The sequence below is a fragment of the Streptomyces sp. NPDC037100 genome (assembly GCF_055606225.1).
The window spans coordinates 10,795-35,833 of record NZ_JBVJSX010000004.1 but is presented as its reverse complement, the minus strand read 5'-3'; the positions used below and the strand labels follow the sequence as shown (position 1 = coordinate 35,833).

General features: G+C 72.5%; 21 protein-coding genes and 1 pseudogene. 12 read left to right on the top strand and 10 right to left on the bottom strand.

Translation table 11 applies throughout. The features are described from left to right. Nucleotides 1-78 precede the first annotated feature (78 nt). On the bottom strand, nucleotides 79-1,305 hold the full coding sequence (locus tag ACZ7EG_RS14375; protein WP_471077197.1) for an LCP family protein: 1,227 nt from the start codon (nucleotides 1,303-1,305) through the stop codon (nucleotides 79-81). Nucleotides 1,306-1,596: 291 nt separating this feature from the next. Between ACZ7EG_RS14375 and ACZ7EG_RS14370 the strand changes: the two are divergent. Next, nucleotides 1,597-2,342, top strand: a pseudogene (locus tag ACZ7EG_RS14370) (Tn3 family transposase). A gap of 108 nt (nucleotides 2,343-2,450) precedes the next feature. Here the strand turns inward: ACZ7EG_RS14370 and ACZ7EG_RS14365 are convergent. The 3 genes from ACZ7EG_RS14365 to ACZ7EG_RS14355 are packed head-to-tail and all read right to left on the bottom strand — an operon-like array spanning nucleotide 2,451 to nucleotide 5,790. Next, the gene (locus tag ACZ7EG_RS14365) at nucleotides 2,451-3,287 is read right to left on the bottom strand and encodes an ABC-2 transporter permease (protein ID WP_471077194.1); all 837 of its coding nucleotides are present in this window, start codon (nucleotides 3,285-3,287) and stop codon (nucleotides 2,451-2,453) included. Next, nucleotides 3,284-4,846, bottom strand: coding sequence for a DUF1349 domain-containing protein (locus tag ACZ7EG_RS14360; RefSeq protein ID WP_471077191.1), 1,563 nt, complete (start codon nucleotides 4,844-4,846; stop codon nucleotides 3,284-3,286). Before ACZ7EG_RS14360 ends, ACZ7EG_RS14365 begins: the two co-directional genes overlap by 4 nt. After that, on the bottom strand, nucleotides 4,843-5,790 hold the full coding sequence (locus ACZ7EG_RS14355) for an ABC transporter ATP-binding protein (protein ID WP_471077188.1): 948 nt from the start codon (nucleotides 5,788-5,790) through the stop codon (nucleotides 4,843-4,845). The genes ACZ7EG_RS14360 and ACZ7EG_RS14355 overlap by 4 nt, the downstream gene beginning before the upstream one ends. A gap of 125 nt (nucleotides 5,791-5,915) precedes the next feature. Between ACZ7EG_RS14355 and ACZ7EG_RS14350 the strand changes: the two genes are divergently transcribed. The 3 genes from ACZ7EG_RS14350 to ACZ7EG_RS14340 all read left to right on the top strand — a co-directional run bounded on the left by ACZ7EG_RS14350 (nucleotide 5,916) and on the right by ACZ7EG_RS14340 (nucleotide 9,098). Further along, nucleotides 5,916-7,169, top strand: coding sequence for a sensor histidine kinase (locus ACZ7EG_RS14350; RefSeq protein WP_471077185.1), 1,254 nt, complete (start codon nucleotides 5,916-5,918; stop codon nucleotides 7,167-7,169). Beyond that, nucleotides 7,166-7,843: a response regulator transcription factor gene (locus tag ACZ7EG_RS14345; protein WP_471077182.1), complete on the top strand. Its 678-nt coding sequence runs from the start codon at nucleotides 7,166-7,168 to the stop codon at nucleotides 7,841-7,843. The genes ACZ7EG_RS14350 and ACZ7EG_RS14345 overlap by 4 nt, the downstream gene beginning before the upstream one ends. Nucleotides 7,844-8,363: 520 nt before the next feature. Beyond that, complete coding sequence (locus ACZ7EG_RS14340; RefSeq protein WP_471078770.1) at nucleotides 8,364-9,098, top strand: recombinase family protein; 735 nt, start codon at nucleotides 8,364-8,366, stop codon at nucleotides 9,096-9,098. Between the two features lie 198 nt (nucleotides 9,099-9,296). Here the strand turns inward: ACZ7EG_RS14340 and ACZ7EG_RS14335 are convergent, their stop codons facing one another. Next, nucleotides 9,297-10,067 carry a TIGR03089 family protein gene (locus tag ACZ7EG_RS14335; protein ID WP_471077179.1) on the bottom strand — a complete coding sequence of 257 codons (771 nt, stop codon included), beginning with the start codon at nucleotides 10,065-10,067 and terminating at the stop codon, nucleotides 9,297-9,299. A gap of 150 nt (nucleotides 10,068-10,217) precedes the next feature. Here ACZ7EG_RS14335 and ACZ7EG_RS14330 point away from each other — a divergent pair, with 150 nt between their 5' ends. From ACZ7EG_RS14330 to ACZ7EG_RS14320, 3 genes are all read left to right on the top strand, one after another. Next, nucleotides 10,218-11,675 carry a peptidoglycan recognition protein family protein gene (locus ACZ7EG_RS14330; RefSeq protein ID WP_471077176.1) on the top strand — a complete coding sequence of 486 codons (1,458 nt, stop codon included), beginning with the start codon at nucleotides 10,218-10,220 and terminating at the stop codon, nucleotides 11,673-11,675. Nucleotides 11,676-11,809: 134 nt separating this feature from the next. Further along, nucleotides 11,810-12,892: a mannose-1-phosphate guanylyltransferase gene (gene manB / locus ACZ7EG_RS14325; protein ID WP_471077173.1), complete on the top strand. Its 1,083-nt coding sequence runs from the start codon at nucleotides 11,810-11,812 to the stop codon at nucleotides 12,890-12,892. Between the two features lie 39 nt (nucleotides 12,893-12,931). Next, entirely contained in the window at nucleotides 12,932-13,069 is a 138-nt protein-coding gene (locus ACZ7EG_RS14320) for a hypothetical protein (RefSeq protein WP_471077170.1), read from the top strand. 220 nt (nucleotides 13,070-13,289) lie between these two features. On the opposite strand, the gene ACZ7EG_RS14315 is transcribed toward ACZ7EG_RS14320, so the two are convergent. The 4 genes from ACZ7EG_RS14315 to ACZ7EG_RS14300 all read right to left on the bottom strand — a co-directional run bounded on the left by ACZ7EG_RS14315 (nucleotide 13,290) and on the right by ACZ7EG_RS14300 (nucleotide 17,207). Beyond that, nucleotides 13,290-14,291, bottom strand: coding sequence for a DNA-3-methyladenine glycosylase family protein (locus tag ACZ7EG_RS14315; protein WP_471077167.1), 1,002 nt, complete (start codon nucleotides 14,289-14,291; stop codon nucleotides 13,290-13,292). 63 nt (nucleotides 14,292-14,354) lie between these two features. Beyond that, nucleotides 14,355-15,686, bottom strand: coding sequence for a coenzyme F420-0:L-glutamate ligase (locus ACZ7EG_RS14310; RefSeq protein WP_471078767.1), 1,332 nt, complete (start codon nucleotides 15,684-15,686; stop codon nucleotides 14,355-14,357). Between the two features lie 20 nt (nucleotides 15,687-15,706). After that, complete coding sequence (gene cofD / locus ACZ7EG_RS14305; protein WP_471077164.1) at nucleotides 15,707-16,666, bottom strand: 2-phospho-L-lactate transferase; 960 nt, start codon at nucleotides 16,664-16,666, stop codon at nucleotides 15,707-15,709. A gap of 34 nt (nucleotides 16,667-16,700) precedes the next feature. Then, a complete protein-coding gene (locus ACZ7EG_RS14300) occupies nucleotides 16,701-17,207 on the bottom strand; it encodes a cysteine dioxygenase (protein WP_471077161.1) in 507 nt (168 codons plus the stop codon). A 657-nt stretch (nucleotides 17,208-17,864) separates the two neighbouring features. Between ACZ7EG_RS14300 and ACZ7EG_RS14295 the strand changes: the two genes are divergently transcribed. The 3 genes from ACZ7EG_RS14295 to ACZ7EG_RS14285 all read left to right on the top strand — a co-directional run bounded on the left by ACZ7EG_RS14295 (nucleotide 17,865) and on the right by ACZ7EG_RS14285 (nucleotide 23,577). Continuing rightward, nucleotides 17,865-18,128, top strand: coding sequence for a WhiB family transcriptional regulator (locus ACZ7EG_RS14295; protein ID WP_020137941.1), 264 nt, complete (start codon nucleotides 17,865-17,867; stop codon nucleotides 18,126-18,128). Nucleotides 18,129-18,343: 215 nt separating this feature from the next. Continuing rightward, entirely contained in the window at nucleotides 18,344-22,036 is a 3,693-nt protein-coding gene (locus ACZ7EG_RS14290; protein ID WP_471077158.1) for a glycosyltransferase family 2 protein, read from the top strand. Continuing rightward, entirely contained in the window at nucleotides 22,033-23,577 is a 1,545-nt protein-coding gene (locus ACZ7EG_RS14285; protein WP_471077155.1) for a DUF5719 family protein, read from the top strand. Before ACZ7EG_RS14290 ends, ACZ7EG_RS14285 begins: the two co-directional genes overlap by 4 nt. A gap of 10 nt (nucleotides 23,578-23,587) precedes the next feature. Here the strand turns inward: ACZ7EG_RS14285 and ACZ7EG_RS14280 are convergent, their stop codons facing one another. Next, the gene (locus ACZ7EG_RS14280; protein WP_471077152.1) at nucleotides 23,588-24,043 is read right to left on the bottom strand and encodes a metallopeptidase family protein; all 456 of its coding nucleotides are present in this window, start codon (nucleotides 24,041-24,043) and stop codon (nucleotides 23,588-23,590) included. A 343-nt stretch (nucleotides 24,044-24,386) separates the two neighbouring features. On the opposite strand from ACZ7EG_RS14280, the gene ACZ7EG_RS14275 reads away from it, so the two are divergent. Both ACZ7EG_RS14275 and ACZ7EG_RS14270 read left to right on the top strand, forming a co-directional pair. Next, the gene (locus ACZ7EG_RS14275; protein ID WP_471077149.1) at nucleotides 24,387-24,761 is read left to right on the top strand and encodes a DUF3499 domain-containing protein; all 375 of its coding nucleotides are present in this window, start codon (nucleotides 24,387-24,389) and stop codon (nucleotides 24,759-24,761) included. A gap of 61 nt (nucleotides 24,762-24,822) precedes the next feature. Continuing rightward, on the top strand, nucleotides 24,823-25,039 hold a 217-nt coding region (locus ACZ7EG_RS14270), incomplete at its 3' end, for a hypothetical protein (protein ID WP_471077146.1).

The window sequence follows — 25,039 nt, the reverse complement described above, 5'->3', positions numbered from 1 at the left end:
CCACGTTCACACACTCGGGCAATTCGCCTATTTCCCGGGTGGAGAGTTCATTGCCTTGGAGTGGCCTTGGTGCCCGCTTTACTCACAGGTGTCCTCGGCTGCCGTGTTCCCCCGATACGTCGGTGGAGGAGAAACGGTGACGGCGGGTTCGAGGTGGGGGCCCGGATGTGCGTCCCCGTACGACGTCTCGCGCGCGCCGGACAGGCGCAGCGGGGCGGCAGCCGGCGGGCCGTTCCCCGCCACGACCAGGGGTGCGTCCGTACGCAGCCGCTCGAAGAGCCGGTCCGCCGCGGGCTCCACGAGTTGGTCGCGATTCGCGTCGTACGCGTACGACTCCCGGGGGACGGTCAGAAATTGCACTTGTTCCATGGGGATGTCGCGCAGGCCGCGCACAAGGTCGTACAAACCACGCAAGCTGGCCAGTGCCGGGTCGGTGGTGAGAGACGACGTGGCGGCATCCAGCACGGGATACAGCTTCACCGGATTCAGCAGGACTTCGTTGCCGCGCACCTTGTTGACGAGTGCCCCGAGGAATCGCTGCTGCCGCTCCATCCGCTCGGTGTCGCTGCCGTCGCCGAGGGACTTGCGGGCGCGGACGTAGCCGAGGGCCTGCTCGCCGTCGAGTGTCACGTGCCCGGCGGGCAGCCGCAGCTTGGCGGCCCGGTCGTCGATCGGCTCCCGCAGGCACACCTCGACGCCGTCGACCGCGTCGACCATCTTCTTGAAGCCGTGGAAGTCGACGACGACGTGGTGGTCGATGCGGATGTCGGTCAGCTTCTCCACGGTCCGGATGGTGCAGGCCGAACCGCCCAGCTGGAAGGCCTGGTTGAACATGGCGAACCGGGGCGCGCTGCGGGACCCGTCCGGGCGCCGGCAGCCCGGCAGGTCCACCATCAGGTCCCGGGGGAGGGAGACGGCGGTGGCACTGCCCCGGCCCGTCGACAGGTGCAGCAGGATCGTGGTGTCGGACCGCTCGGTGCCGGAGTCCCGCCCGTAGCGGGCGTTGCCGGTCCCCTCACGCGAGTCCGACCCGATCAGCAGGATGTTCCGGGCGTCCTTGACCAGGGAGGTGGGCCGCTCCTTGTCGTACCGCGCGAGTTCGGCGGCGGCCGCCTCGTCGGGCGTGATGTTCCCGCTGAGCTTCGCGTACACGGCCCAGCCGGCCCCGCCGGCCGCCACGAGGAGAGCCGTGGCCCCGAACGCCGTGACGCGCACCCACCGCCGTCGGCGCCGCCGCACCAGCCCCCGCCCGCTGGCGGACGCCCCCGCGCCCGGACCGACCCTGTAGCCCACGGCAGCAACCACCCCTCCTGAACCGGGAACGCCCCGCGCGCACTGCTCCTACGACCATGGCGCGAATGGCGTTCGGGGGGCGGGTGGGGATGGGCCGAACGGGGAGGAGCCGGGCCACCGGCCTGCCGTGCCGCGGGGGAACAGGCCCTGTTCTCCCGAAGCTGCCGCGAAGTGACAAGTAGCTCTCTGTAGCGGATCTGGGTGCGCTTGTCAGGGTTCTCGATCTTCTGGGTTCATCGGTGGCTGCACTCGGCGACGTAGGTCCGGTCATGACGACCGGAGGGAGCGCGCGGTGCGGCAGGAATGGGAACCGGAGGACCTGATCGAGGTCTGGACCTGCTCCCCAGGCTGAAGAACGTCGGCTCGGCGCGGCTGTACCGGCCGGCGGCCGGGGAGGACGAGAAGTGGCCGCACCTGGCGCCGGTGCCGTCGACCAAGACGATCGACTGGGACCTGATCCGCCAGCAGTACGACCAGATCGTGAAGTACACCACCGCCCTGCGCTTGGGCACGGCCGCGGCTGAGCAGGTCCTGCGTCGCTTCACCCGCGGAGGGTCCAAGCACCCCACTATCGCGCGATTGAGGAACTCGGGCGGGCAGTGCGTACGGCGTTCATCTGCGACTACCTCGCCGACACCGACCTGCGGCGCGAGATCAACGACGGGCTCCAGGTCGTGGAGAACTGGAACTCCGCCAACCACGACCTGTTCTACGGCAAGGATGGCGACCTGACCGGCTCCGACAAGGAGTCCCAGGAGGTCTCCATGCTCGTGCACCTGCTCCAGTCCGTTCTGGTGCACGTCAACACCCTGCTCCTTCAGGACATCCTGAGCGAGGAGAAGTGGCAGAAGCGGCTCACCGACGCCGACCGGCGGGCCCTGTCTCCGCTGTTCTGGACCCACGTGAACCCCTACGGTCGGTTCGAGCTGGACATGAACTCACACCTCGCCCTCGCCGCCACGGCGTCCATGGTGCCCGGCCCTCGCACCGTGCCCGAGGCGGAAGCCGCCCGATCGGCGGCGGACAGTGGGGCCGGGTCGGCATCCTGAAGACCCGCCCGCCCGGCGTCGCTCCCGATCGGCTGGATCGTTGACCGGGTGAGGTGCCGGGCCGGGGAGGGGCCGGAAGCCACCGTGCTCGCGGACGGCTCGGTTCGGCTACGCGTCGCGCCTGTGCAGCAGCAGGCTGCCGACCAGCAGCGCGGCCGCGGCCCACGTGGCGAGCACGCCCAGGCCGGCCCATGGGCCGATGGGCAGCTCGTGCAGATGGACGGTGGCTTGGACCGCGAGTCCGGCGGTCATGGGCGAGATCTGCTGGAGGTGGCGCTGCCACTCCGGGTCGTTGATCACCTGGGTGACGACCGGGAAGAGGTAGAGCAGCCCGAGCACGATCCCGATGGCGCTCGCCGCCTCCCGTACCGCCGTCGCCACGCCGAGGCCGATCAGGGCGATCAGGACGAGGTAGAGGACCGAGCCCACGGCCGCGCGCAGGGTCGGGCCGTCGGCCAGGGACAGCGGGGCATAACCGTGCGCCTCGGTGAATCCGTTGCCGGGCAGGATGTAGCGGCCGGCGAGGAGGGAGACCAGGACGGCAGCCGTCCCAAAGGCGAGGACGACCGTGGTGAGGATCGTCGCCTTGGCGGTGAGGACGGTGATCCGGTTCGGCACCGCCATGAGCGTGGTGCGGATCATCCCGGTGCCGTACTCGCCGCTGACGGCCAGCACCGCGAAGACGGCGATGACCGCCTGCCCGACGGTGACGCCGGTCAGGGCGAGCTTGACGGCGTCCTGGCCGCACCCCGCGTCCGGGCACTTTACGGCCTTGGCGGTGCCGCAGCCGACGGCCACGGTCAGCGCGACGGCGAGCAGGAGCAACCTGCCCATGTCCCCTGCGGTGCGCAGCTTCGTCCACTCCGCGCGCAGGGCACGGCCGAAGTCCCCTCGCCACGCGCCGTCCGCCGTGCTCGTGAGTCGTGCACCGCTCAGGAGACTCATACGTCCCTCCCGCGCAGCCGCACCACGGCCAGACCGAAGGCGAACGCGGCGTATCCGCACAGCACGGCGAGGCCGGCCCATGGCGCCAGCGGGTAGTAGCCGGTCGACGGCTCGTACACGCTGAGCACCTGCGCGTACTGCGGCAGAGTCTGCTGGATGGCGAAGCCCGCAGCCGGGGTCACCCGCAGCAGCCACTCTGAGACGCCCGGGGGCAGTACGCCGGGGGTGGCAAGCAGGAAGGGCAGCACGATCGACGCGATGACCAGGGCGACCACCGTGCCGCTGCGCCGCAGCAGGGCACCGACGCCGAGAGCGAGCACGGCGGCGGCCGCGCAGAGCAGGCCCGTGCCGACCATGACGCGCACTTCGGTCGCCGACGTGACGGGGAAGACATGGAAGCCCCTGCCACGCGCGCTGCGTTCCCCGACGGGAATGGTGATCGCGGCGGCCACCAGGCCCATGGCGAACGCGACGCCCCCGGCCACCAGCGCCTTGGCACCAAGCACCCGGCCCCGCAGGGGAGTTGCCGCCATGGTCGCGCGCAGCAGACCGCGCCGATACTCGCCAGTGATGAACACCGTGCCCACGGCGATCACCACGATCAGCCCGGCGAAGGTGCCGACGAGGAAGTTCTCGACGGAGAAGCCGACGCCCATGACGGGCCCGCCGACGACCGGTGCGATGTCACCGGCCCCGGTCACGGTGAACCCGCCGCTGTCGGTCTGGGTGAAGCCGCCCTTGGTGGTGTTCGTGTAGCTGCCGGAGGTGCCCGCGTCGCCGCCCACCTGTGTGCCGCTCCACGCTCCCTGGGACCAGTCGCCCGTGAGGGCGGGGCGGCCGAAGGCGCCGGTGGCCACGGCGGGGCTGAAGCCCGTGCCCGCCGCGGTGTCCTGCTTCGCCTCCGGTGACGTCGCGAAGAGCCCGGCCTGCACGGTGCGCGCAAGCCCCGGCAGCTTCGCACGGCCGACCTTGGTCCAGTGGGAGCCGTCGGTGGAGGTGGAACCGGTGAGACGGTCACCGGAGCGGACCAGGCGCAGCCAGCGCGGGGACTCCTGGGAAACCTTGCCGGAAGGGCCCGCCGTGTCGTGCGTGTAGTCGTACTGCATGCGCACGCCGTGGCCGCCGGTGGCCATGACCGCCGCGTACGGGGATCCCTGGGTGAGGCTTTCCTTCACGATGATCCCTGTCTTCGCCCAGGGCTGGGCGCCCTGGGCCGTCTTGCCGGTCCCGGTGTCGGCCACACCGGTCAGGGACCGCAGGGGAACGGTGAGGGCGCCGTCGCCGGTGAGCGTCTTGTGGACGAAGTAGAAGCTGTCATTGACGGCCTCGCCGCGGGGGCCCTTCGGATACGAGGCGGAGCCGGCGCCGCGACCGCCGGGGGCGGGGGCGGCCGTTCCGAGCAGGCCGACCACGACCGTCACCAGGAGCGCCCCCGCCATGGCGAGGACCCAGCCGCGTACCGTACGGAACTTCGTCCACTCGGCGTGCAGCGTCCTGAGGAACCCGCTCGGCTCAGCGCGCCTCGTGGCCGGGGGGCGAGGGATGAGGGTGGCTGTCATCGCGTGGCCTCGCCTGCCGGGATGCCGCGGTACTCCACCGCGTCCCGGGTGAGCTCCATGTATGCCTCTTCGAGCGTCGCCCGGTGCGCGGACACCTGGGAGAACGGCACCCCGTTCCGGGCAAGCAGGGCCACGATCTCCTCGTCGGGCAGGCCCGTGACGCCGAGGGTGTCGGGGCCGGTGGCGCGAACGGTGGCACCCGCACCGTGCAGGACCTGGACGGCGCGCGGAGGCGCGGAGGTACGCAGGGTGACCCGGCCGCCGGACGCCTCGGCGAGCAGCGCGGACACGCTGGTGTCCGCGACGACCCGGCCGCGGCCGATCACCACGAGATGGTCCGCGGTGTCTTCGAGTTCGCTCATCAGGTGACTGGAGACCAGGATGGCGCGGCCCTGCCGGGCCAGCTCCGTCAGGAAGCCGCGCATCCACACGATGCCGTCGGGGTCGAGGCCGTTGAACGGCTCGTCCAGCATGACCACCGGCGGGTCACCGAGCAGCGCCGCCGCGATCCCCAGGCGCTGGCGCATGCCCAGCGAGAAGCCGCCGGCCTTTCGCCGGGCCGCCGTGCCCAGACCGGCCTGTTCGATGACCTCGTCCACGCGCCGGGCCGGCACGCCCTGTGAGTGGGCCAGCCACAGCAGGTGGTTACGGGCGGTGCGGCTCGGCTGCAGCGCGGAGGCGTCGAGCAGTGCCCCCAGATGCCGAAGCGGGCGATGCAGGGTGCGGTACGGCACCCCGTCGACCAGGGCCTTTCCCTCCTCCGCCGCGTCAAGGCCCAGGATCACGCGCATGGTGGTGGACTTGCCCGCGCCGTTCGGGCCGACGAAGCCGGTCACCCGTCCGGGCCGCACGGTGAACGTCATTCCGTCCAGGGCCAGCTGCGGCCCGAAGCGTTTACGCAGACCGATGACCTCGATCGTCGCCTTCGTACTCTCATCGCTCATGGCCCCCACCCTGTGACGCAGCGAGTTACAGGGGCCGAACGGCCGCTGTCATCTCGCTGTTAGGCGCCTCGGCTTAGCCTGGCCCGGTACGTGTCCTGGTGCGGTGGCGAGAGGGGAGCATGCGGATGAAATGGGGTCCGCCCCGACGGCTCGCGGGCCTGACTGCCCGGCTCGGCCTGCGCCGTGGCACTGCCCGCACCCGCTTCACCGCCTTGTACGTGACTCTGTTCCTGCTGTCGGGAACGGCGCTGCTGGCCATCGCGGCCGTGGTGGCATCCGGCGGATCGCGCTCCAGCCAGACCGCCCCCGATGGCGGCACCGATCAGCCCGCCACGGCGGCACAAGCCCAGGGCCGCATCGACGAGCTGGAGCAGCAGCTGACCCAGGCACACGACACCCAGTCCCGGCAGATCCTGATCGGCTCCGCCATCGCCCTCGGCGTCATGGCGGTGATCTCGGTCGGCCTCGGCTGGTTCGTCGCCGGCCGGGTGCTGCGCCCGCTGCGCGTGATGACAGCGGCCACCCGCCGGATCACCGCCGACAGCCTGCACGAACGCCTGGCCATCGGCGGCCCCGGCGACGAGGTGAAGGACCTCGCCGACACCATCGACGACCTCCTCGGCCGCCTGGAGGACTCCTTCGACGCCCAGCGTCTCTTCGTCGCCAACGCCTCCCACGAGCTGCGCACCCCGCTCACCACGATGCGGGCCTCCCTTGACGTGGCCCTCGCCAAGCCGGGCCCGCTACCCGAGACCACGGCCATGCTGGCCGCCCGGATGCGCGCCGAACTCGACCAGATGGACCGGCTGCTGGAGAGTTTCCTCGTCCTGGCTCGCACCCAGCACGGCGAGTTCACCGACTCGGCACGCCTCGCCCTCGGCCAACTCGCGCTGACCGCCCTGACCGGACGGGCAAAGGACATCGCGGCCAAGGGCCTGACCGTGCGCGAAAACCGGATCGACGACTCCGCGTGGGTGTGGGGCAGCCAGACGCTGCTGCGCCGCGTGGCCGACAACGTGGTCGACAACGCGATCGCGCACAACGACCCCGGGGGCTGGATCAGTGTCGCGGTACGGGCCGAAAGAGACGGCGCGGGCGCAGTGTCCCTCGTCGTCGAGTCCAGCGGGCCGGTCCTCGACCAGCAGCGGGTGGCGGACCTCGCGCAACCCTTCCGCCGCCTTGGCGCCGACCGGACCGGCACCGGCCAGGGCAGCGGCCTCGGCCTCTCCATCGTCGCGGCCATCACCCAGGCCCACCACGGCACCCTGGACCTGCGTGCCCGCCCCGACGGCGGCCTGCGCGTGACCATCACCCTCCCCCGTACGGACGGCAGGGCGACGGCGGAAGCCCCCGACACAGAGACGGGCGTGGCGCGTTGAGAGTCCTGGTGGTCGAGGACGCCCGCCCCCTCGCCGAAGTCATCGCCGAGGGACTGCGCGACCAGGGCATGGCCGTAGACGTGGCCCACGACGGGCTCGACGCCGCGGCCAAGCTGGACATCAACACGTACGACGTCGTCGTGCTCGACCGCGACCTGCCAGGCATCCACGGCGACACCCTCTGCCAAATGATCACCGAGCGGGACGGCCGCGTGATGGTCCTGATGCTGACCGCCGCCGACTCACCCCGCGACCGCGTCAGCGGCCTCACCCTGGGCGCCGACGACTACCTCGCCAAGCCCTTCCACTTTCCCGAACTCGTCCTGCGCATCCGCGCCCTGGCCCGCCGTCGCCCCGCCGCCCGGTCCCGCACCCTGAGCGCGGCGGGCATCGAACTCGACCCGATGCGCCGCACCGCCAGCCGCGACGGCCGCCAACTCGATCTCTCTGTCAAGGAATTCGCGGTACTCGAAGCCCTCCTGAACGCGAGCCCCGCCTTCCTCAGCGCGGAAGGGCTCCTCGAACAGGTCTGGGACGAGCACGCCGACCCGTTCACCAACACGGTCACGGTGACCATCAGCCGTCTGCGCCGGAAACTCGGCGACCCTCCGGTCATCGCCACCACACCCGGCGTGGGATATCGGGTCATCGACCCAGCCGTCCCACCTGACTGAGCAGCCGACAGGGGCCGGCGGCCCACGATCGGAGGCGGTGCTCCGTGCACCTGACTCCAGTCATCTGCGAGCCGACTTCGGAGACTGACACACGCGGTTACTCTCACAAACGGTCCTTTGCGCGAGCAAGGTCAATCGGTAGTCGCTGAACCGCCGCCGAACCCGGATTCGTTCTCAAATCCCGTTCTCACTCAAAAGCGGGACGAACCCCCTTCTGAGACTTGCATTGTGCGAAACTCCCGGCCCATGACGGGCCCTCAGCAGCCTTCCCCGCCCGGCCGGTCGGACGCCGACGATGTCGAACAGCACGCCTGACCGAAGTGTGACGCGCAGCCCGGCTCACCGTGCCGCTCGCGCGGCGGGGCGGTTGCCTCCGCCTACCACACCCGCCGCTTCACCAAGGTGCCCCGACTGAAGAAGGCGCTGCGGGTGCCGACCCCGGCCGACCGCGGCCCGGGCCGGCCGTGGCGGCCCGGCACCCCGCCGTCGGCGCCGGTCGACCCGGACCTGCCGAGCGCCGATATCCGTATCGGCCTACGCGCGCTGCTCGACCCTCGGGCAGGAGCTCGACTCCCAGCTCGACGCGCTCAGCAAGCACGGCATCCCCCGGGACAAGATCTTCAGCGAGAAGATCGGCACCCGGGTGCGGGTCCGCCCGAAGTTCGAGGAGGCACTGAGGACGGCGCGGGAGGTCAAGGCGCACGCCCCGCACTGCCGGGTCATCTTCACCGTGTACGAGATGAAGCGCCTCGGCCGCGACGCCGCCGAACTCACCGCGCTCGCCGACCACCTCACCGCCCACGGCCTGGTCCTGGAGATGCTCGCCGGGCCCCTGCTCGGCATCTACGACCCCACCGGGCCGGGGAAGCTCATGTTCGCGTTCTTCGCCGCCATGGCGGAGACCGAGCGGGAGAACATCCGCGAATCCACGCTCGAAGGGCTCGACACCGCAGCCCGCAAGGGCAAGCACGGCGGCCGACCGCCGGTCATCACCGACGACATGCTGCACACCGCGCTGCGGCGGCGCGCGGGCGGCGAGTCCGTCGAGCAGATCCAGCCCGACCTGATCATCCCCACCGGCAAGCGCAAAGGGCAGAACCCGTCCGTCGCCAGCATCTACCGGGCGCTCGCCGAGCACGCCAAGCGCGAGGCATACCCCGAAGCCGTCGAGCAGGCCCACGCCGACCTCGCCGCCCTCCAGGCCGACGAAGTCCCCGGCCCCCGTCTCGCTCTCCCTGACCGAGCGTCACTCTGATTACACAGAGCTACTTGTCACTTCGCGGCAGCTTCGGGAGAACAGGGCCGAACACGGTGTCTGCCGTGCGAGTCGCGGTGTCGGCAGGCGGCTGTGCCGTGGGTGGTGGTGACGGTGTCTGTCGTGTGAGACCCGGTGTCGGTGGCCCGCCGCGGCCGGGTGGTGGTCGTGACCGCGTCTGCTGTGCGACGCCCGGTGTCAGCGGCCCGCCGTGCCGCGGGCGATCACCGTGACCCGTTCGCTCTCCACCCGCTTGTCCAGCACCCCGTCCCCGGCCTGCTCCAGGTGCCGGCACAGCACCACGGAACCCCCGGTGGCCAGCGGCCCGAACAACCCGGCGTTCAACCCGTCCCACGTGTCGTACGGCAGCCCCGACAGGATCCGCGACCCGGGCCCGGTCAGCCCCAGCGCCGTCGCCTCGGCCCGGGCCCGCTCGACGACCTCGGCCCCGCTGAACTCCCGCCCGGCCACGATCAGCGCAGGCCCCTCCGGATCCACGGGTGCGTACGGCACGAACCGGTCACCCTGCCCCGGCACCTCCACCGCGTAGTCGGTGAAACCCTCGGGCACCTGCGGGAACCGCCCTCCGAGGGGCCGCAGCGCCATCGCGATCCGCGAACCGGAGCACGCCCGGGCCTCCTCCAGCCGGTCCGGCCCGCTCACCACGACGTCGGCCGACCGGGCCTCCCCGGACACGTCCGCGACGACTCCCACCGACGCACACGCCAGCAGCCACACCGCCGTCTGCCAGTGCGCGGGCAGCAGCAGCGCCACCCGGTCCCCGGGCTCGACGGACAGCTCGTCCTGGAGGAGGTTCGCGGTCTTGGCCACCCAATTGGCGAAGGTGGCCACGGACAACTCGACCCGTTCACCCGTGGCGTCGTCGTAGAAGGTCACCAGGGGGCGGCCCGGATCCGCGGCGAGCGCGGAACCCAGCAGGTCGGCAGGGGTGCGATCGGTGGCGTTCACCCGCGCAAGCGTACGCAACGCACCGGCCCCCACCCAACGGCCCGCCCAGCGCCGCACCGCGAATCCGCCACCGGTTCGGCCGAACCCCGACCGATGGTCCGTCAACTCCCAGATAGACAGACTTGTACGACTATGTCCAAGATCAGGGGCATGCGTGGATTCCTTGCTTCCTCGATCGGTGTCACCTGCGCGGCCGCTCTGGCCCTCCCCCTCACCCCTCCCGCCCTCGCGGCGTCGGCGAGACCGCCGGCCACGGGAGCCGCGAGACCCGCGGCCCCTGCGGGTTCCCCGGCCATGAACCCGGCCGAGCGGCGCGCGGCCGAGCCGTATGCCGCCGGCAGCACTCAGTCCCTCCCCCTCGAACCCCTCGGCGGTACCCGCGCCACCCCCTCGGCTCCCCCCACCGAGCAGGGCGTGTCCCGCCGCGCCGTACGTCACTTCTCCCTCGTCGGCGTCATCTGGGACGACCCCGACGCCGAGCTGCACGGCCGCGTCCGGGTCCGCACCCGCGCCGCCGGTACCGGCACCTGGTCGGGCTGGCAGGACCTGGAGACGCACAACGCCGACCACGCCGCCGACCGGGGCACCCCCGAGAGGGCCTCGGGCCGCGTCCGCGGCGCCACCGCACCGCTGTGGGTGGGCGACTCCGACGGTGTGGAACTCCGGGTCAGCTCCGAGTCCGGCGGGAGGGCAGCCGCCTCCCGCGCGCGCCTGACGGACACCCGCAACCTGCCCGCCGCGCTCCCGCTGCCCTCGGGCCTGCGCCTCGAACTCGTCGACCCGGGCGAGGCCGACTCCACATCCCTCGGCGTCGGGGGTCCCAGCGCCGCCGACGCCCGCAACGCCGAGTCCTCCGCCCTCGTCGAGGCCTCCGCCGCCAACGCCGACCTCGCCGCCCTCGGCGCCACCGAGATCGCGGCACTGACCCGCGCCGCGACCGAGCAGGAGTATCTCGCCCTCAACGCCGACGGGCTGACGCAGCAGCAGCGGCAGGCGAAGCCGTACATCGGCCCCCGCCCGGGGATCGTCACCCGGCGCGGCTGGGGTGCGGACGAGGGGTTGCGGGAGAGCGGCCTCCGGTACACGAAGAAGGTCAAGGCGGCCTTCGTGCACCACACGGCCAGCGGCAACAAGTACCGCTGCTCGCAGGTCCCGTCACTCATCCGCGGTATCTACCGCTACCACGTCAAGAGCATGGGATGGCGGGACATCGGCTACAACTTCCTCATCGACAAGTGCGGAAAGATCTACGAGGGCCGCGCCGGGGGCGTGGCGAAACCGGTACTCGGCGCACACACGCTGGGTTTCAACAGCAACAGCATGGGGATCGCCGTCCTCGGGTCCTACGGCGCCAAGAAGCCGTCCAAGTCCGCGGTCAAGGCCATCGCCCGGCTGACCGCGTGGAAGCTGGGGCTGTACCGGATGAATCCGAAGGGAAAGACCTACCTGAAGTCGGCCGGCAGCAATCTGCACCGAAAAGGCAAGAAAGTACGTCTGAACGTGATCTCGGGGCACCGGGACGGTTTCAAGACCGAGTGCCCGGGACGCAAGCTCTACGGAAAGCTCGGCTCGGCCCGCTCCAAGGCGGCCCGCTACCAGGGCCGCTGAGCACAGGTTCACCGCCGTCGGGGGGCAGCGGACGGGCATGCCGCACGGCCAACGAAGGCGCCACGGAACGATCTGCATACACTGACCGGCCGAAAGACAGTTCGGCCGGTCCCGGCAGGAAGCAGAGACGACACGTGACTGAAGCGATCCTCCTGGTCGGCGGCAAGGGCACCCGGCTGCGCCCGCTCACGGTGCACACGCCCAAGCCCATGGTCCCGGCGGCCGGGGTGCCCTTCCTCACGCATCAGCTGGCGAGAGCGAGAGCGGCCGGTGTGGAGCACATCGTCCTGGCCACCTCCTATCTGGCCGAGGTCTTCGAGCCCTACTTCGGTGACGGCTCCGCGCTGGGACTCCACCTCGAGTACGTCACCGAGGAGGAGCCGCTCGGCACGGGCGGCGCCATCCGGAACGTGGCCTCCCGGCTGCACTCCGGCCCCGACGACCCGGTCCTGATCTTCAACGGCGACATCCTGACGGGCCTGGACATCCGGGCCCTGGTCGGCACCCACGAGACGACGGGCGCGGACGTCTCCCTGCACCTCACCAAGGTCACCGACCCGCGCGCCTACGGCCTGGTCCCCACCGACGACACGGGCAGGGTCCTGGCGTTCCTGGAGAAGCCGCAGACCCCCGAGGAGATCGTCACCGACCAGATCAACGCGGGGGCGTACGTCTTCCGCCGCTCGGTCATCGACTCGATCCCGCTGGGCAGGCCGGTGTCGGTGGAACGGGAGACCTTCCCCGGCCTCCTCTCGGCCGGCGCGCACCTCCAGGGCATGGTCGACTCGACGTACTGGCTGGACCTGGGCACCCCGGCGGCCTTCGTCCGGGGTTCGGCGGACCTGGTACTCGGCCGGGCCCCCTCGCCCGCCGTCCCCGGCCGCTGCGGCGACCGCCTGGTTCTGCCCACGGCCCAGGTCGCGTCCGACGCGAAACTGGCGGGCGGCACCGTGGTGGGCGAGGGCGCCTTCATCGCCGAGGGCGCGCGGATCTTCGGCAGCACGATCCTGCCGGGCGCGGTCATCGAGCCGGGCGCGGTCATCACCGACTCCCTGATCGGCACCCGGGCCCGCGTGGGCCGGCGCTCGGTCCTCACCGGCACGGTCATAGGAGACGGCGCGGTGGTCGGCCCCGACAACGAACTCCTGGAGGGCGCCCGCATATGGTGCGACGCCCGCATCCCGGCAGGAGCGGTCCGCTTCTCATCGGACCAGTAGAAACTGCAGGGGGCGGGGCCCCGCTATCCAGCCGCGGGAGTGCGCACCCACCCAGCCGCGGGCCTGCGCGCCGTGCCCTCCGCGGGCCTGCGCGGCCGCCTCTCCGCGGGCCTGCGCGGCCGCCTCTCCGCGGGCCTGCGCGGCGACCCCCGCTGCGGGGGCCCGCCCCGCCCCTAGCTGCGGGCATGCATGCCGCCAGGGGCGGCACGGGTGGGCGCAGCGGCACCCCGCTCCGCCGGGCTGCGGACCCACCCGGCCTCAGCACAGACGCAGCAGCACCTCACTACGCCGGGTTGCGGACCCACCCGGCCTCAGCGCCGACGCCGAGCACCTGAACCCCGACAGTTCGCGCGCAACACCCTGCCCGCACAAACGCCGAGCCCCCGAAGCCAACAGCTCACAACCGCCCGATGTCCCACCGCGGCATCTTCGGCGCCCGCCGCGCCGGCACCCTCCCGCTCAGCAGAATCAACCGAGCCGCCCGATGCCGCTGCCCCGCGTACGGCTCCAGCAGCTCCAGCATCACCGCGTCATCCGCATCCCGGTTCCCGGCCAGCGCCCAGCCCACGATCCCGGGCAGATGCAGATCCCCCACCGTCACCTCGTCCGCCGCACCATGACTGCGCTGCACCGTCTCCGCGGACGTCCACGGCCCGACCCCCGGCACGAGCTCCAGCCGCGCCCGAGCCGCCCCGGGCTCCATCCCCACGGCCTGCTCCAGCCGCGCGGCGACCCGCACCGCACGCAGGATCGTCGACGCCCGCTTGTTGTCGACCCCGGCCCGATGCCACTCCCACGACGGAATCAGCGCCCACGTCCGCGGCTCCGGCACCACGTACATCCGCGCGGGGGCGGGCCCCGGCGCCGGCTCCCCGAACTTCCGCACCAGCAGCCGCCACGCCCGGTACGCCTCATCGGTCGTGACCTTCTGCTCCAGGATCGACGGGATCAGCGACTCCAGCACGAGCCCGCTGCGCGTCAGCCGCAACCCCGGCCGCCGGTGCCGGGCCGACGCCAGCAGCCGGTGCCGCGGCACGAACGCCGACGGATCGTCCGCGGCCCCGAGCAGCTCCGGCAACCCCTCCAGCAGCCACTCGGCCCCGGGCCCCCAGGCCTCCCCGCGCACCCCACCGCCGTAGGCGCACACCCTCAGCGTCCCCGGCCCGGCCGGAGTGAGACTGGTCCGCCACACGGACCCGTCCGGGGTCGCCCGGAACGTCGGATCGCCGGGCCCGCGCCGCAACGGCCCGAGCACCAGGCCGAGATCCAGCGGCCCGTCCGGCACCCAGGTGCGTACCCGCCCCGGTCCCGTCGCCTGCCGTGGCACACCCGGGGGCACGGCGACATGCCCGCCGCGCACTGTCGTACGCGTGGGCCGTGGAGCGAACCGTCCTGCCATGAATGACGTCCCTGGGATCCGTGAGGGGGCAGCCCTACGAGCGTAGGCGCCGCCCGGCACCTGTCACCGCACCTCGATGAACGCTCCCGCGTCCCGCTCGGGCCGCGGTCGCGGGTCTCCGGCCGGATGCCCGACCGCCACCGCCCCCATCGGGTCCCAGCCGGCGGGCAGGTCCAGCACCTCGCGCACCACGTCCCGGCAGAACATCGTCGACGACACCCAGGCCGAACCCAGCCGCTCCCCGGCCAGCGCGACCAGGAAGTTCTGCACACCGGCACCCGTGGCGACCACGAACATCTCCCGCTCGGCGCCGTCCCGCCGCGGGTCGCCGTACGTGTGCGAACCGTCCATGACCAGGCAGGGGACGACGAGGTACGGCGCGTTGCGCAGCACGTCCCCGCGCCGGACCCGCTTGGCGATGGACTCCTCGCTCTTGCCGTCCCGCCGCAGATCGGCGATCCACGCGTCCCGCATGGCGTCGAGCAGCCGTGTCCGCGACTCCTGCGACTCCAGCAGTACGAACCGCCACGGCGTCGTGTGGTGCGGGGCCGGAGCCGTCACGGCAGCGGCCACGGCCCGCCGTACGGCACCCGCGTCGACGGGCTCGTCGGTGAAGGCCCGGACCGTGCGCCGCTGGGTCACGGCCTGCCGGACCGCCTCCGAGGTGCCGAGGCGGAACATGTCGTCGCGTGCGCCGCGGACCATGGCCCGCGCTCCCTCGCCGTCGTCGCCCTGCGCGACCAGGTGCGTGAGCCCGCGCACCACGGCGACGGGCAGCCCCGCGGCCTTGCCCTTGACCAGGTCGCCGGCGGCGGCCAGTTCGTCGGCCGTGGCGACGACGGTGGCGCTCAGCGGATTGCCGTACGCGTCCGTGCCGCCGCGCAGATCGTCGAGCACCCGCACTCCGGCGGCGCCGATCGCGACGTCCGTGAGCCCGGCCCGCCAGGGCCGCCCGAACGTGTCGGTGATGACGACCCCGACGTCGACGCCGAGCGCGTCCCGCAGCCCCTCGCGGACGGCGCGAGCGGAGGCGTCGGGGTCCTCCGGCAGCAACAGCACCGTCCCGGACGGGGTGTTGGACGCGTCGACCCCGGCCGCGGCCATGACCAAACCCTGCCGGTTCTCGACGATCCGCAGGGCTCCGCGCCGGGCCACCACCCGGACCGTCTCCGCGTCGATCGCGGCCTCCCGGTCGGCGGCCCGCACGATCCGGCCCTCCGCCTTGGACACGATCTTCGAGGTGACGAGCAGCACGTCCCCGTCGGCCAGGCCGGGCTCGGCGGCCGCGATCAGCTTCGCCAGGTCGTCCCCGGCCGCGACCTCCGGTATGCCGCCCACGGCCCACACCCGGTACCCGCCGGCGCCCCGCTCCTCGTCGGTGACCTCGGCAGACACGTGGGGGGAGGAATCAGCGCTCACGCCCCCCGCACCTCCTCGGCCAGTGCCAGCGCCTCCTGCGCCATCCGCGCGGTGGCGTCGGCGTCGCTCATCATCAGCGGCACGGCCCGGCAGCGGATCCCGGCCGCCTCGACCCGCTCCACCGCACCGGCGTCCACCGAGTCGACGAGCCAGCCGTCCAGCAGGCCCGAGCCGTAGTGCTCGGCCACCGCCGTGGCGGTCGACTCGACGCCCACGGCGGCGAGCACCTTGTCGGCCATGCCCCGCACAGGCGCGTCACCGACGATGGGGGAGAGGCCGACGACCGGCACCCCGGCGTCGGCGATCGCCTCCCGGATGCCGGGTACAGCGAGGATCGTGCCGATCGACACGACCGGGTTGGACGGCGGGAAGAGGATCACGTCCGCCTCGCCGATGGCCTCCAGGACGCCCGGGGCGGGCTTCGCCCGGTCGGCGCCGACCGGCACGACCGCCCGGGCGGGCACCGAGGCGCGCAGCCGCACCCAGTACTCCTGGAAGTGGATCGCCTTGGTCTCGCCGTCGACCTCGACGGCCACATGGGTCTCGACGCGGTCGTCGGACATGGGCAGGAGCCGCACGCCCGGCTTCCAGCGGTCACAGAGCGCCTCCGTCACCGCGCTCAGCGGGTATCCGGCGCCGATCATCTGCGTCCGCACGATGTGCGTGGCGAAGTCCCGGTCGCCCAGGCCGAACCACTCGGGCCCGACGCCGTAGGCCGCGAGCTCCTCCTTGAGGTGGAAGGTCTCGTCGGTACGCCCCCAGCCCTGCTCCTCGTTGATGCCGCCGCCGAGCGTGTACATCACCGTGTCGAGGTCCGGGCAGACCTTCAGCCCGAAGAGGTGGATGTCGTCCCCGGTGTTGCCGATGACCGTGATGTCCGCGTCCGGGACGGCCCGCTTCAGACCACGCAGGAACCGGGCACCGCCGATGCCGCCTGCCAGAACCACAATGCGCATGGGGGCCAGTCTTGCAGGCTCCTGCGACAACCGGTCAGGCAGTCACCACGCCCGGTACGCTCCGGGCCTCGCAGTGCTGCGCGGTGTGCATCGGCATCTCCGTCAGGCCCGGGTAGTACACGTGCAGGCTCACCGCCGGCTCCAGCGCCTCGTTCACGACCTCGTGCACGTACCCCGGCGCGAACACGCGCTGCGCGCCCGCCCGCAACGCGCGCGTGCCCCGCTCCGTGCGCTCGGTCAGCGTGCCGTCCAGGACGGTGAGCACACCGGAGGAGCGGCCGTGGTCGTGCAGCCCGCTGCCCTGCCCCGGCACCCAGGACAGCAGCCACACCTCGTAGCCCGGGCCGGTGCGCAGCCGGTGGTACCAGCGGCTGACGGCGTCGTAGCGGATGAGGTGCTCCCACTGGGAGCGGTCCTCGGCGACGGAGCGGGCCAGCCCGACGAACTCGGCGACGGTGGCCGGGTGCTCGCGCGGGGTCTGGAGGAGGTGGGTGACTTCGAGGAGGTCGCCGGCGATCTGGAGGTCGCTGTCGCTGTTCATGGGGTGCGTGGTTCCTCAGTGAAAGAAGGTCAGAGGGAACGGAAGCCGAGAGACGGGTGGCTCGGCCTTCAGCTGGAGCAGGTGTGGCTCAACAGCTGGAACAGCAACAGCTACAGCGAGTGCGGGCAGCACCGTGGGACCCGGCGGTGCGGGTCGAGGTGAGCGCCAAGTTCGCGAGCATGCCCACAAGGACACCGGTTCACACCTTCGCTGTCAACTCGACACCCGGTATGTGGGACGTGGTTCACCTCATCCGGTCGATCGCTCAGATGAAAGGTTTGTTCATGGCCCGCCCGGGACACATGGCGTCCATCCGGGCACACAAACCCCGTTGCGTAGTCGTGATCCGACTGTGATCCGTTTCGCTTCGACGTGTGTGTCGGAACGAGATCGAACTCCTGGGCGTCCTTGCTCGTACAGGGCTGCGTGGGGTCCGGCGGAAGATGTGAGCCCTCGCGGGCTCTCTCGGTGTGTCAGGTTTTATGGTGATTTGAACACTTTCCGCATGGGCTTGGTTCCGCAGAGTGAATAAGGGGCTCAATAGCAGATCTCGGCTTGACTCGCCCGGAGCAGCACACTTGTAATTTCACTCGTGTCGTTCAGCCGGAATCGGTAACGGCTAGATCACGGGGACGCGAAGACAGACGAGGGGCGCACATGACCGAGACGGTGCAGCAACTGCTGGTCGACGACGCGGACGAGGAGCTCGGCTGGCAGGAGCGCGCGCTGTGCGCCCAGACCGACCCCGAGTCCTTCTTCCCCGAGAAGGGTGGCTCGACCAGGGAGGCCAAGAAGGTCTGCCTCTCCTGTGAGGTCCGCTCCGAGTGCCTCGAGTACGCCCTCGCCAACGACGAGAGATTCGGCATCTGGGGCGGCCTGTCCGAGCGGGAGCGCCGCCGGCTGAAGAAGGCGGCCGTCTGACCCCTCACCCCTCTCGTGAACGGCCCGTCGCCCGTGGGTCATCCACCGGCGGCGGGCCGCTTGTCCGCCCGTCTCCCGGCCACCGCCCCTCAACGAGGCGCTGCGCGCCGCCCCTACTGGACTGCCGATAGTGTGGTCGCTCGTCCGAGACGCCCCGCCGCCCCCACCGGGCGCAGGCGTCCACCGCAGTCCACCGAACCGGGGCCCGTACCTCGATGTCCGTGCACAGCCACCCGGCAGCTCCTCACGACACCGCTGCCGCACCTGAGTTCCCGCGCCATGTGGTGACCGCGGTCCTCGTCTCCCACGACGGCGCCCGCTGGCTGCCCGACGCGCTCGCCGGGCTCCTCGGCCAGGAGCGACCCGTCCAGTACGCGATGGGGGCCGACACCGGCAGCTCGGACGCCTCCGCGCAGCTGGTCACCGACGCGCTCGGCGCCGACCGGGTGCTGCACCTCGCCCGCCGCACCGGTTTCGGCCAGGCCGTCGAGGAGTGCGGCCGCACCGCCCCGGTCCTCACCCCGGACGAGCTGCCGTACCTGAAGCGCCCCAGCGGCTGGGACCCGCTCACGCGCTCGTGGCGCGACGACGCCTACGACCTGCCCGAGCTCCCGCACGGCGAGCCGGTGCAGTGGCTGTGGCTGCTGCACGACGACTGCGCCCCGGCCCCGGACGCCCTGGCCCAGCTGCTGCGGGTCGTGGACAACGAGTACGAACTGGGCCGCGAGGACGTGGCCGTCGTGGGCCCCAAACTCCGCGGCTGGTACGACCGGCGGCAGCTGCTGGAGGTCGGCGTCTCCATCGCCAACTCCGGCCGCCGCTGGACCGGCCTGGACCGCCGCGAGCAGGACCAGGGCCAGCACGACCACGTCCGGCCCGTGCTGTCGGTGTCCACCGCCGGCATGCTCGTGCGCCGCGACGTCTTCGAGCAACTCGGCGGATTCGACCGCCACCTGCCCCTCATGCGCGACGACGTCGACCTGTGCTGGCGCGCGAACACGGCCGGATACCGCGTCCTGGTCGCCCCCGAGGCGGTCGTCCGGCACGCCGAGGCGTCCAGCCGCGAGCGCCGCACGGTCGACTGCGTGGGCCGCACCGCGGCCTCCCCGCACAAGGTCGACAAGGCCGGCGCCGTCTACACCCTGCTCGTCAACTCGCGTGCGGCCGTGCTCCCCTGGGTGATCCTGCGGATCGTGCTCGGCACCCTGCTGCGCACCGTGGCCTACCTCGTCGGCAAGGTCCCCGGGCAGGCCGTCGACGAGATCCGCGGCCTGATCGGCACACTGCTCCGGCCCGAGCGGATCCTCGCAGGGCGGCGCGGCAGAGGCGCACCCCGGATCGACAAGGGGGAGCTGCGGGCGCTGTTCCCGCCGCCCGGCGCGACCGTCCGCGTCACCGTCGAGCAGATCGCGGGCAGCCTCGTCGGCCGCTCCGACCCGGAGGTCGCGACCGGCGCCGGACGGCACGGCAGCGCCGTCGAGTCGGGCCCCGGCGGCGACGACGCCGACTTCCTGGAGATCGAGCAGTTCGCCCGGCTCAAGCGCATCGCGCGCAAGCCCGGCCCGGTGCTCTTCCTCGTACTGCTGCTCGTCTCCCTGGTCGCCTGCCGCCAGCTCCTCGGCGGCGGCGCGCTCGTGGGCGGCGCCCTGCTGCCCGCACCGGCCGACTCCGCGGAACTGTGGGCGCGCTACCTCGACGCCTGGCACCCGGTGGGCGCCGGCGGCACCTCGGCCGCACCCCCGTACATCGCGCTGTTGGCGATGCTGGCGTCCCTGCTGTTCGGCTCGACCGGCCTCGCCGTCACCGTCCTGCTCGTCGGCTCGGTGCCCCTGGCCGGAGTCGCCGCCTACTTCGCCTCCCGCCCGCTCGTCGAGTCCCGGCTGCTGCGCGCCTGGGCTGCCGTCGTCTACGCCTTCCTGCCCGCCGCCACCGGCGCCCTCGCCGGCGGCCGCATCGGCACCGCCGTCCTGGCCGCGCTGCTGCCGCTCATCGCCCGCGCGGGCATCGCGGCCGGCGGCCTGGCCAACTCCACCGGAGCGCGTGGCAGCTGGCGCGCCACCTGGGCGTACGCGCTGCTGCTGACCATCACCACCGCCTTCACGCCGATCGTGTGGCCCATCGCGCTGCTCCTCGGCATCGGGCTGCTCGTGGTGCGCCGGAGCGACATCACGGCCTACGGGCTGCGGTTCCTCGCCCAGCTCGGCACACCCCTGCTGCTCCTCGCCCCCTGGTCACTGACGCTCCTCCCGTTCGGCTTCCTCGAGGAAGCGGGTCTCGCGTACGGCCCCTCGGCCGCGTCCCCCCTCGACCTGCTCGGCGCCAGCCCGGGCGGCCCGGGCACCGTCAGAGGACTCATGCTCATCGGCATCGTGCTGGCCGCCCTCGCCGCCCTGCTGCGCTCGGAACGCCAGTCGGCCATCCGGACGGCCTGGGCGGTCGCCCTGACCGGTTTCGTCTTCGCGGTCCTGTCCAACAACTCCACCTGGGCCGGACCGGCGACCCTCGTCTACGGCATCGCCCTCCTGGCGGCCGCCGCGCTGGGCGCCGACGGGGCACGCGCGCGGGTCGCCGAGCAGAGCTTCGGCTGGCGCCAGCCGGTCGCCGTGCTGATCGCCTTCGCCTCTGCCGGGGGCCCCCTGCTCATCGCCGCCGGCTGGATGATCCGCGGCGCGGACAATCCCCTGGAGCGACGCGACCCGACCCAGGTCCCCGCGTTCGTCGCCGAGGAGAGCGGCACCCGCGACCAGGCCCGCACCCTCGTCCTCGACAGCGACTCCCGTGCCCACGTCGGCTACATGCTGGTCCGCGGCTCCGGCGCCCGCCTCGGCGACGGCGAGATCGCCGCGGCCGACGGTGAGAACAGCAGACTCGACAAGGTCGTCGCCAACCTGGTCGCGGGCTCCGGCGCCGACCAGGCCGACCAGCTCGGCGGCTTCGCCGTGCGCTACATCCTGGTCCACCAGGGCGCGCCCCGCGAGGTCACCCGCGTCCTGGACGCCACGCCCGGCCTGGCCCGGCTCAGCCAGCAGGACGGCGGCGCGCTGTGGCGCGTCAACCGCGAAGTCGCGCGCGCCACCATCGCCCCCGCCTCCGGCGCCGGCACCCCGCAGCCCGTCGCCGCCGGGCCCGTCGACATCCACACCACGATCCCGGCCGGCACCGGCGGACGCGTGCTGCGCCTCGCCGACTCCGCCTCCGACGGCTGGACCGCCACGCTCGACGGCAAGCCGCTGACCCCCACCACGGTCGACGGCTGGGCCCAGGGCTTCCGGCTCCCCGCCACCGGCGGCACGCTGGACGTCACCTACGACGACCCGATCGGCCACACGGCCTGGCTGTGGGCCCAGGGCCTCCTCGCGGTCGTCCTCGTGGTGCTCGCCCTGCCCGGCCGGCGTCGCGACATCGACGACGACCTCCCCGACGAGCCGGCGCCCCCGGCCGAGGCCGTCGCCGGCGAGGGCCGCCGGGCCCGCCGCCTGCGTGCCCAGGCGGAGGCCGAGTCCGAAGAGGCCGCCGCCCCCGAGGAGTTCGAGCCCCCGCAGCCCCCGCAGCCCCAGCAGCCACCGGCGGCCGTGCCCCAGCAGCAGAACTACGGCCAGTGGGACAACGCCGGCTACCAGGGCGGCGCGTACACGGGCTACGGCGACCAGTACCAGAACGCCCCGTACCCGGCCGACGCCTACGGGCAGCAGTACCAGGCGGACCCGTACCAGGGCGGCCAGGGCGGCCAGGGCGGCCAGTACGACCCGTACGCCTACGGCGGCCAGGGTCAGACCCCGTCCTACGACCAGCAGGGCTACGACCAGGCCTACGACCAGGGCCAGGGCCACGGCGCGCCGTACGACCCGGCGCAGCAGCACCACCCCCACGGCACGGGCAGCGAGCGTCCCGACGGGAGCCAGCAGTGAACCGCACCACCCTGTCCCTGATCGCCGGCACGACCGCGCTCGCCGCCGTCACCGGCTTCGCCGCGCTGTCCGCTCCGGACGACGCCCCGGGCCCCGACACCGCCAAGGCGGCCGCCCAACTGCCCGTGGAGCGCACGAGCCTGCTGTGCCCGGCGCCCAGCACGTCCGACCTCGCCGAGACGTCCTACACCTCCTTCACGCCCGTCACGAAGGGCACCGGGAGCGGCGGTGAGGCCGAACTCCGGGCGGCCACCGAGGAGTCCGCGGACGCCTCGCCCGACGACAAGGGCACGGAGAAGGACACGGACCAGGGCAAGGGCGACGGGAAGTCAGGCAAGGACAAGCCCGTGGAGCCCGTGCTGACGCCCAAGGAGCCCGGCAAGCCGGTCACCGGCGACAGCTCCGGCGGTGAAGCGCCCGCGCTCGTCGGGACCGCGGACGGCAGGTTCGCGCCCGGCTGGACCGTCCAGGAGACCACCGAGGTCGCCGCGGGCACCGGGCGCGGCCTGCAGGGCGTCAACTGCACCGCCCCGGACACCGACTTCTGGTTCCCGGGCGCCGCCACGGACGCCGACCGCACGGACTACGTCCACCTGACGAACCCCGACGACTCGGCCGCGGTGGTCGACATCGAGCTCTACGGCAAGGACGGCGTCCTGAAGTCCACGGTGGGGGAGGGGATCACGGTCCCGCCGCACGCCGCCGAGCCGGTCCTGCTGTCCACCCTCGCCGACGAGCGGCAGACCGACCTCACCGTGCACGTCAACGTCCGCAGCGGACGCGTCGGCGCCGCCGTGCAGGCCCTGGACGACAAGCTCGGCGGGGACTGGCTGCCCGCGTCCACGGACCCGTCGGGCAGCCTGGTCCTGCCCGGCATCCCCAAGGACGCCACCTCCGTGCGCCTGGTCGCCTTCACTCCCGGCGACGCCGACGCGGACCTCAAGGTGCGCCTCGCCTCCCCCTCCGGGCTGATCACCCCGGCCGGGCACGAGACCGTGCACGTCAAGGGCGGCATGACGACCGCCGCCGACCTGGGCGACGTCACCCGCGGCGAGGCGGGCTCCCTGGTGCTGACCCCGACGGACCGGTCCGTGCCGGTCGTGGCGGCCCTGCGGGTCGTGCGCGGCAAGGGCGACAAGCAGGAGACGGCGTTCATCCCGGCCACCCGCCCCGTCGGCACCCGCGCGACGTCCGCCGACAACAGCGGCAAGGGCAGCACCCTGTCCCTGACGGCCCCCGGCGCCGCCGCCACGGTCAAGGTCACCGCCTCGGCCGGCAGCGAGGGCGGCACACCGGTGTCGAAGACGTACACGATCAAGGCCGGCACGACCCAGGACATCGAGCCCCCGGTCCCCGGCGGCCTGAAGGGCACCTACGCACTCACGGTCGAGCCGGTCTCCGGCGGCCCGGTCTACGGGGCCCGCACCCTTGCGGCGAACGAGGGCGGTGTCCCCGCCTTCACCGTGCAGACACTGCCGGACGACCGGGGGACGGTGGCGGTGCCGGAAGCGGAAGAGGACCTGTCGGTACTCCAGAAGTAGGCCGGCTGTCTCAGCCCTGCTCCTCGCCGTACCGCGGATCCACCGTCTCCGGCGTCAGCCCGAGGAGCTCGGCGACCTGCTCGACGACGACCTCGTGCACCAGCGCCGCCCGCTCGTCGCGTCCCTTGGTGCGGATCTCGACCGGCCGTCGGTAGACGACCACGCGCGCGGGGCGTCCCTCGCGCGCGCTGATCGTGCCGCCGAGCGGCACGGCCTCGTCGTTCCACGCCTGGCCGGGCCCGTCGAGCCGCGGCACCTCGAGGACCAGGAAGTCGATGTCGGCGAGTTGCGGCCACCGCCGCTCCAGGCGCTCCACGGAGTCCTGCACCAGATCGGCGAACGCCTCCGCGCGGCTCGCGGCGAGCGGCACTTGCGGCGGTGCGATCGGGCCGCGCATCCCTCGTCCGTGGCGATCACGACGGCGGGGCCCGGGGGCGGCGGCACGGGGCGTTACGGGCTTGTCCATCACTGGGGAAGGGTAGTCCCCGCCGCGCCCCCGCGCCCGGCACCGCACGACGGCACGGGCGGCTTCCGGCCGCCGCCCTGCGGCATGTCGTTACATGACCATTCAAGCCAAGGTTGGGCTCAAATCCGTATCCCGTCGAGAGCGGCACCCTCACGGTATTTGAGGGTTTTGTGATGACTCTTGATTGCTTGTGGGATCGACCGACACCTCGGGCGTCGATGTCCTGGCAGGTCAGGAAGGTGCACCCGAAGGGGTGTGTGCGGCGTTTCACAGCGCGACACGGGGGAGTGACCTGGGGGAGAGTCGTCGCGGCCCGCTCAAGAGTGCGGTACCGTCCAACGTCGTGAGCCCTGTACGTCGCTGTTCGCGCACCGCCTGCGGCCGTCCCGCCGTCGCGACGCTGACGTACGTCTACGCCGACTCGACCGCGGTCCTCGGCCCGCTCGCCACCTACGCCGAACCCCACTGCTACGACCTGTGCGCCGAGCACTCCGAGCGCCTCACCGCCCCGCGCGGCTGGGAGGTCGTCCGGCTCCTCGACGCTTCGGCTCCGGCCCGCCCCAGCGGCGACGACCTGGAAGCGCTCGCCAACGCCGTGCGTGAGGCGGCCCGTCCGCGGGAGCGGGCGGCCGAGGCAGGCGGCGCAGGCCGCGGTGCCGACCCGAGGGAGGTCGCGCGACGCGGCCACCTGCGGGTCCTGCGATCGCCCGACAACTGACCCCACCCCCGGTTTCCTCGCGCGCCCCCACGACGCAAGCTTGGCGCGGACATGAACATTCATGACCATTCACCCTGAGGCGGGGTCCTTCGGGCGGCTCTCCTACAACCCGCGCACTCAAGCCTTCGGGCGGCTCTCCTGCGATCCGCGCACTCAAGTCTTCGGGCGGCTCTCCTGCGATCCGCGCACTCAAGTCTTCGGGCGGCTCTCCTGCGATCCGCGCACTCAAGTCTTCGGGCGGCTCTCCTGCGATCCGCGCACTCAAGTCTTCGGGCGGC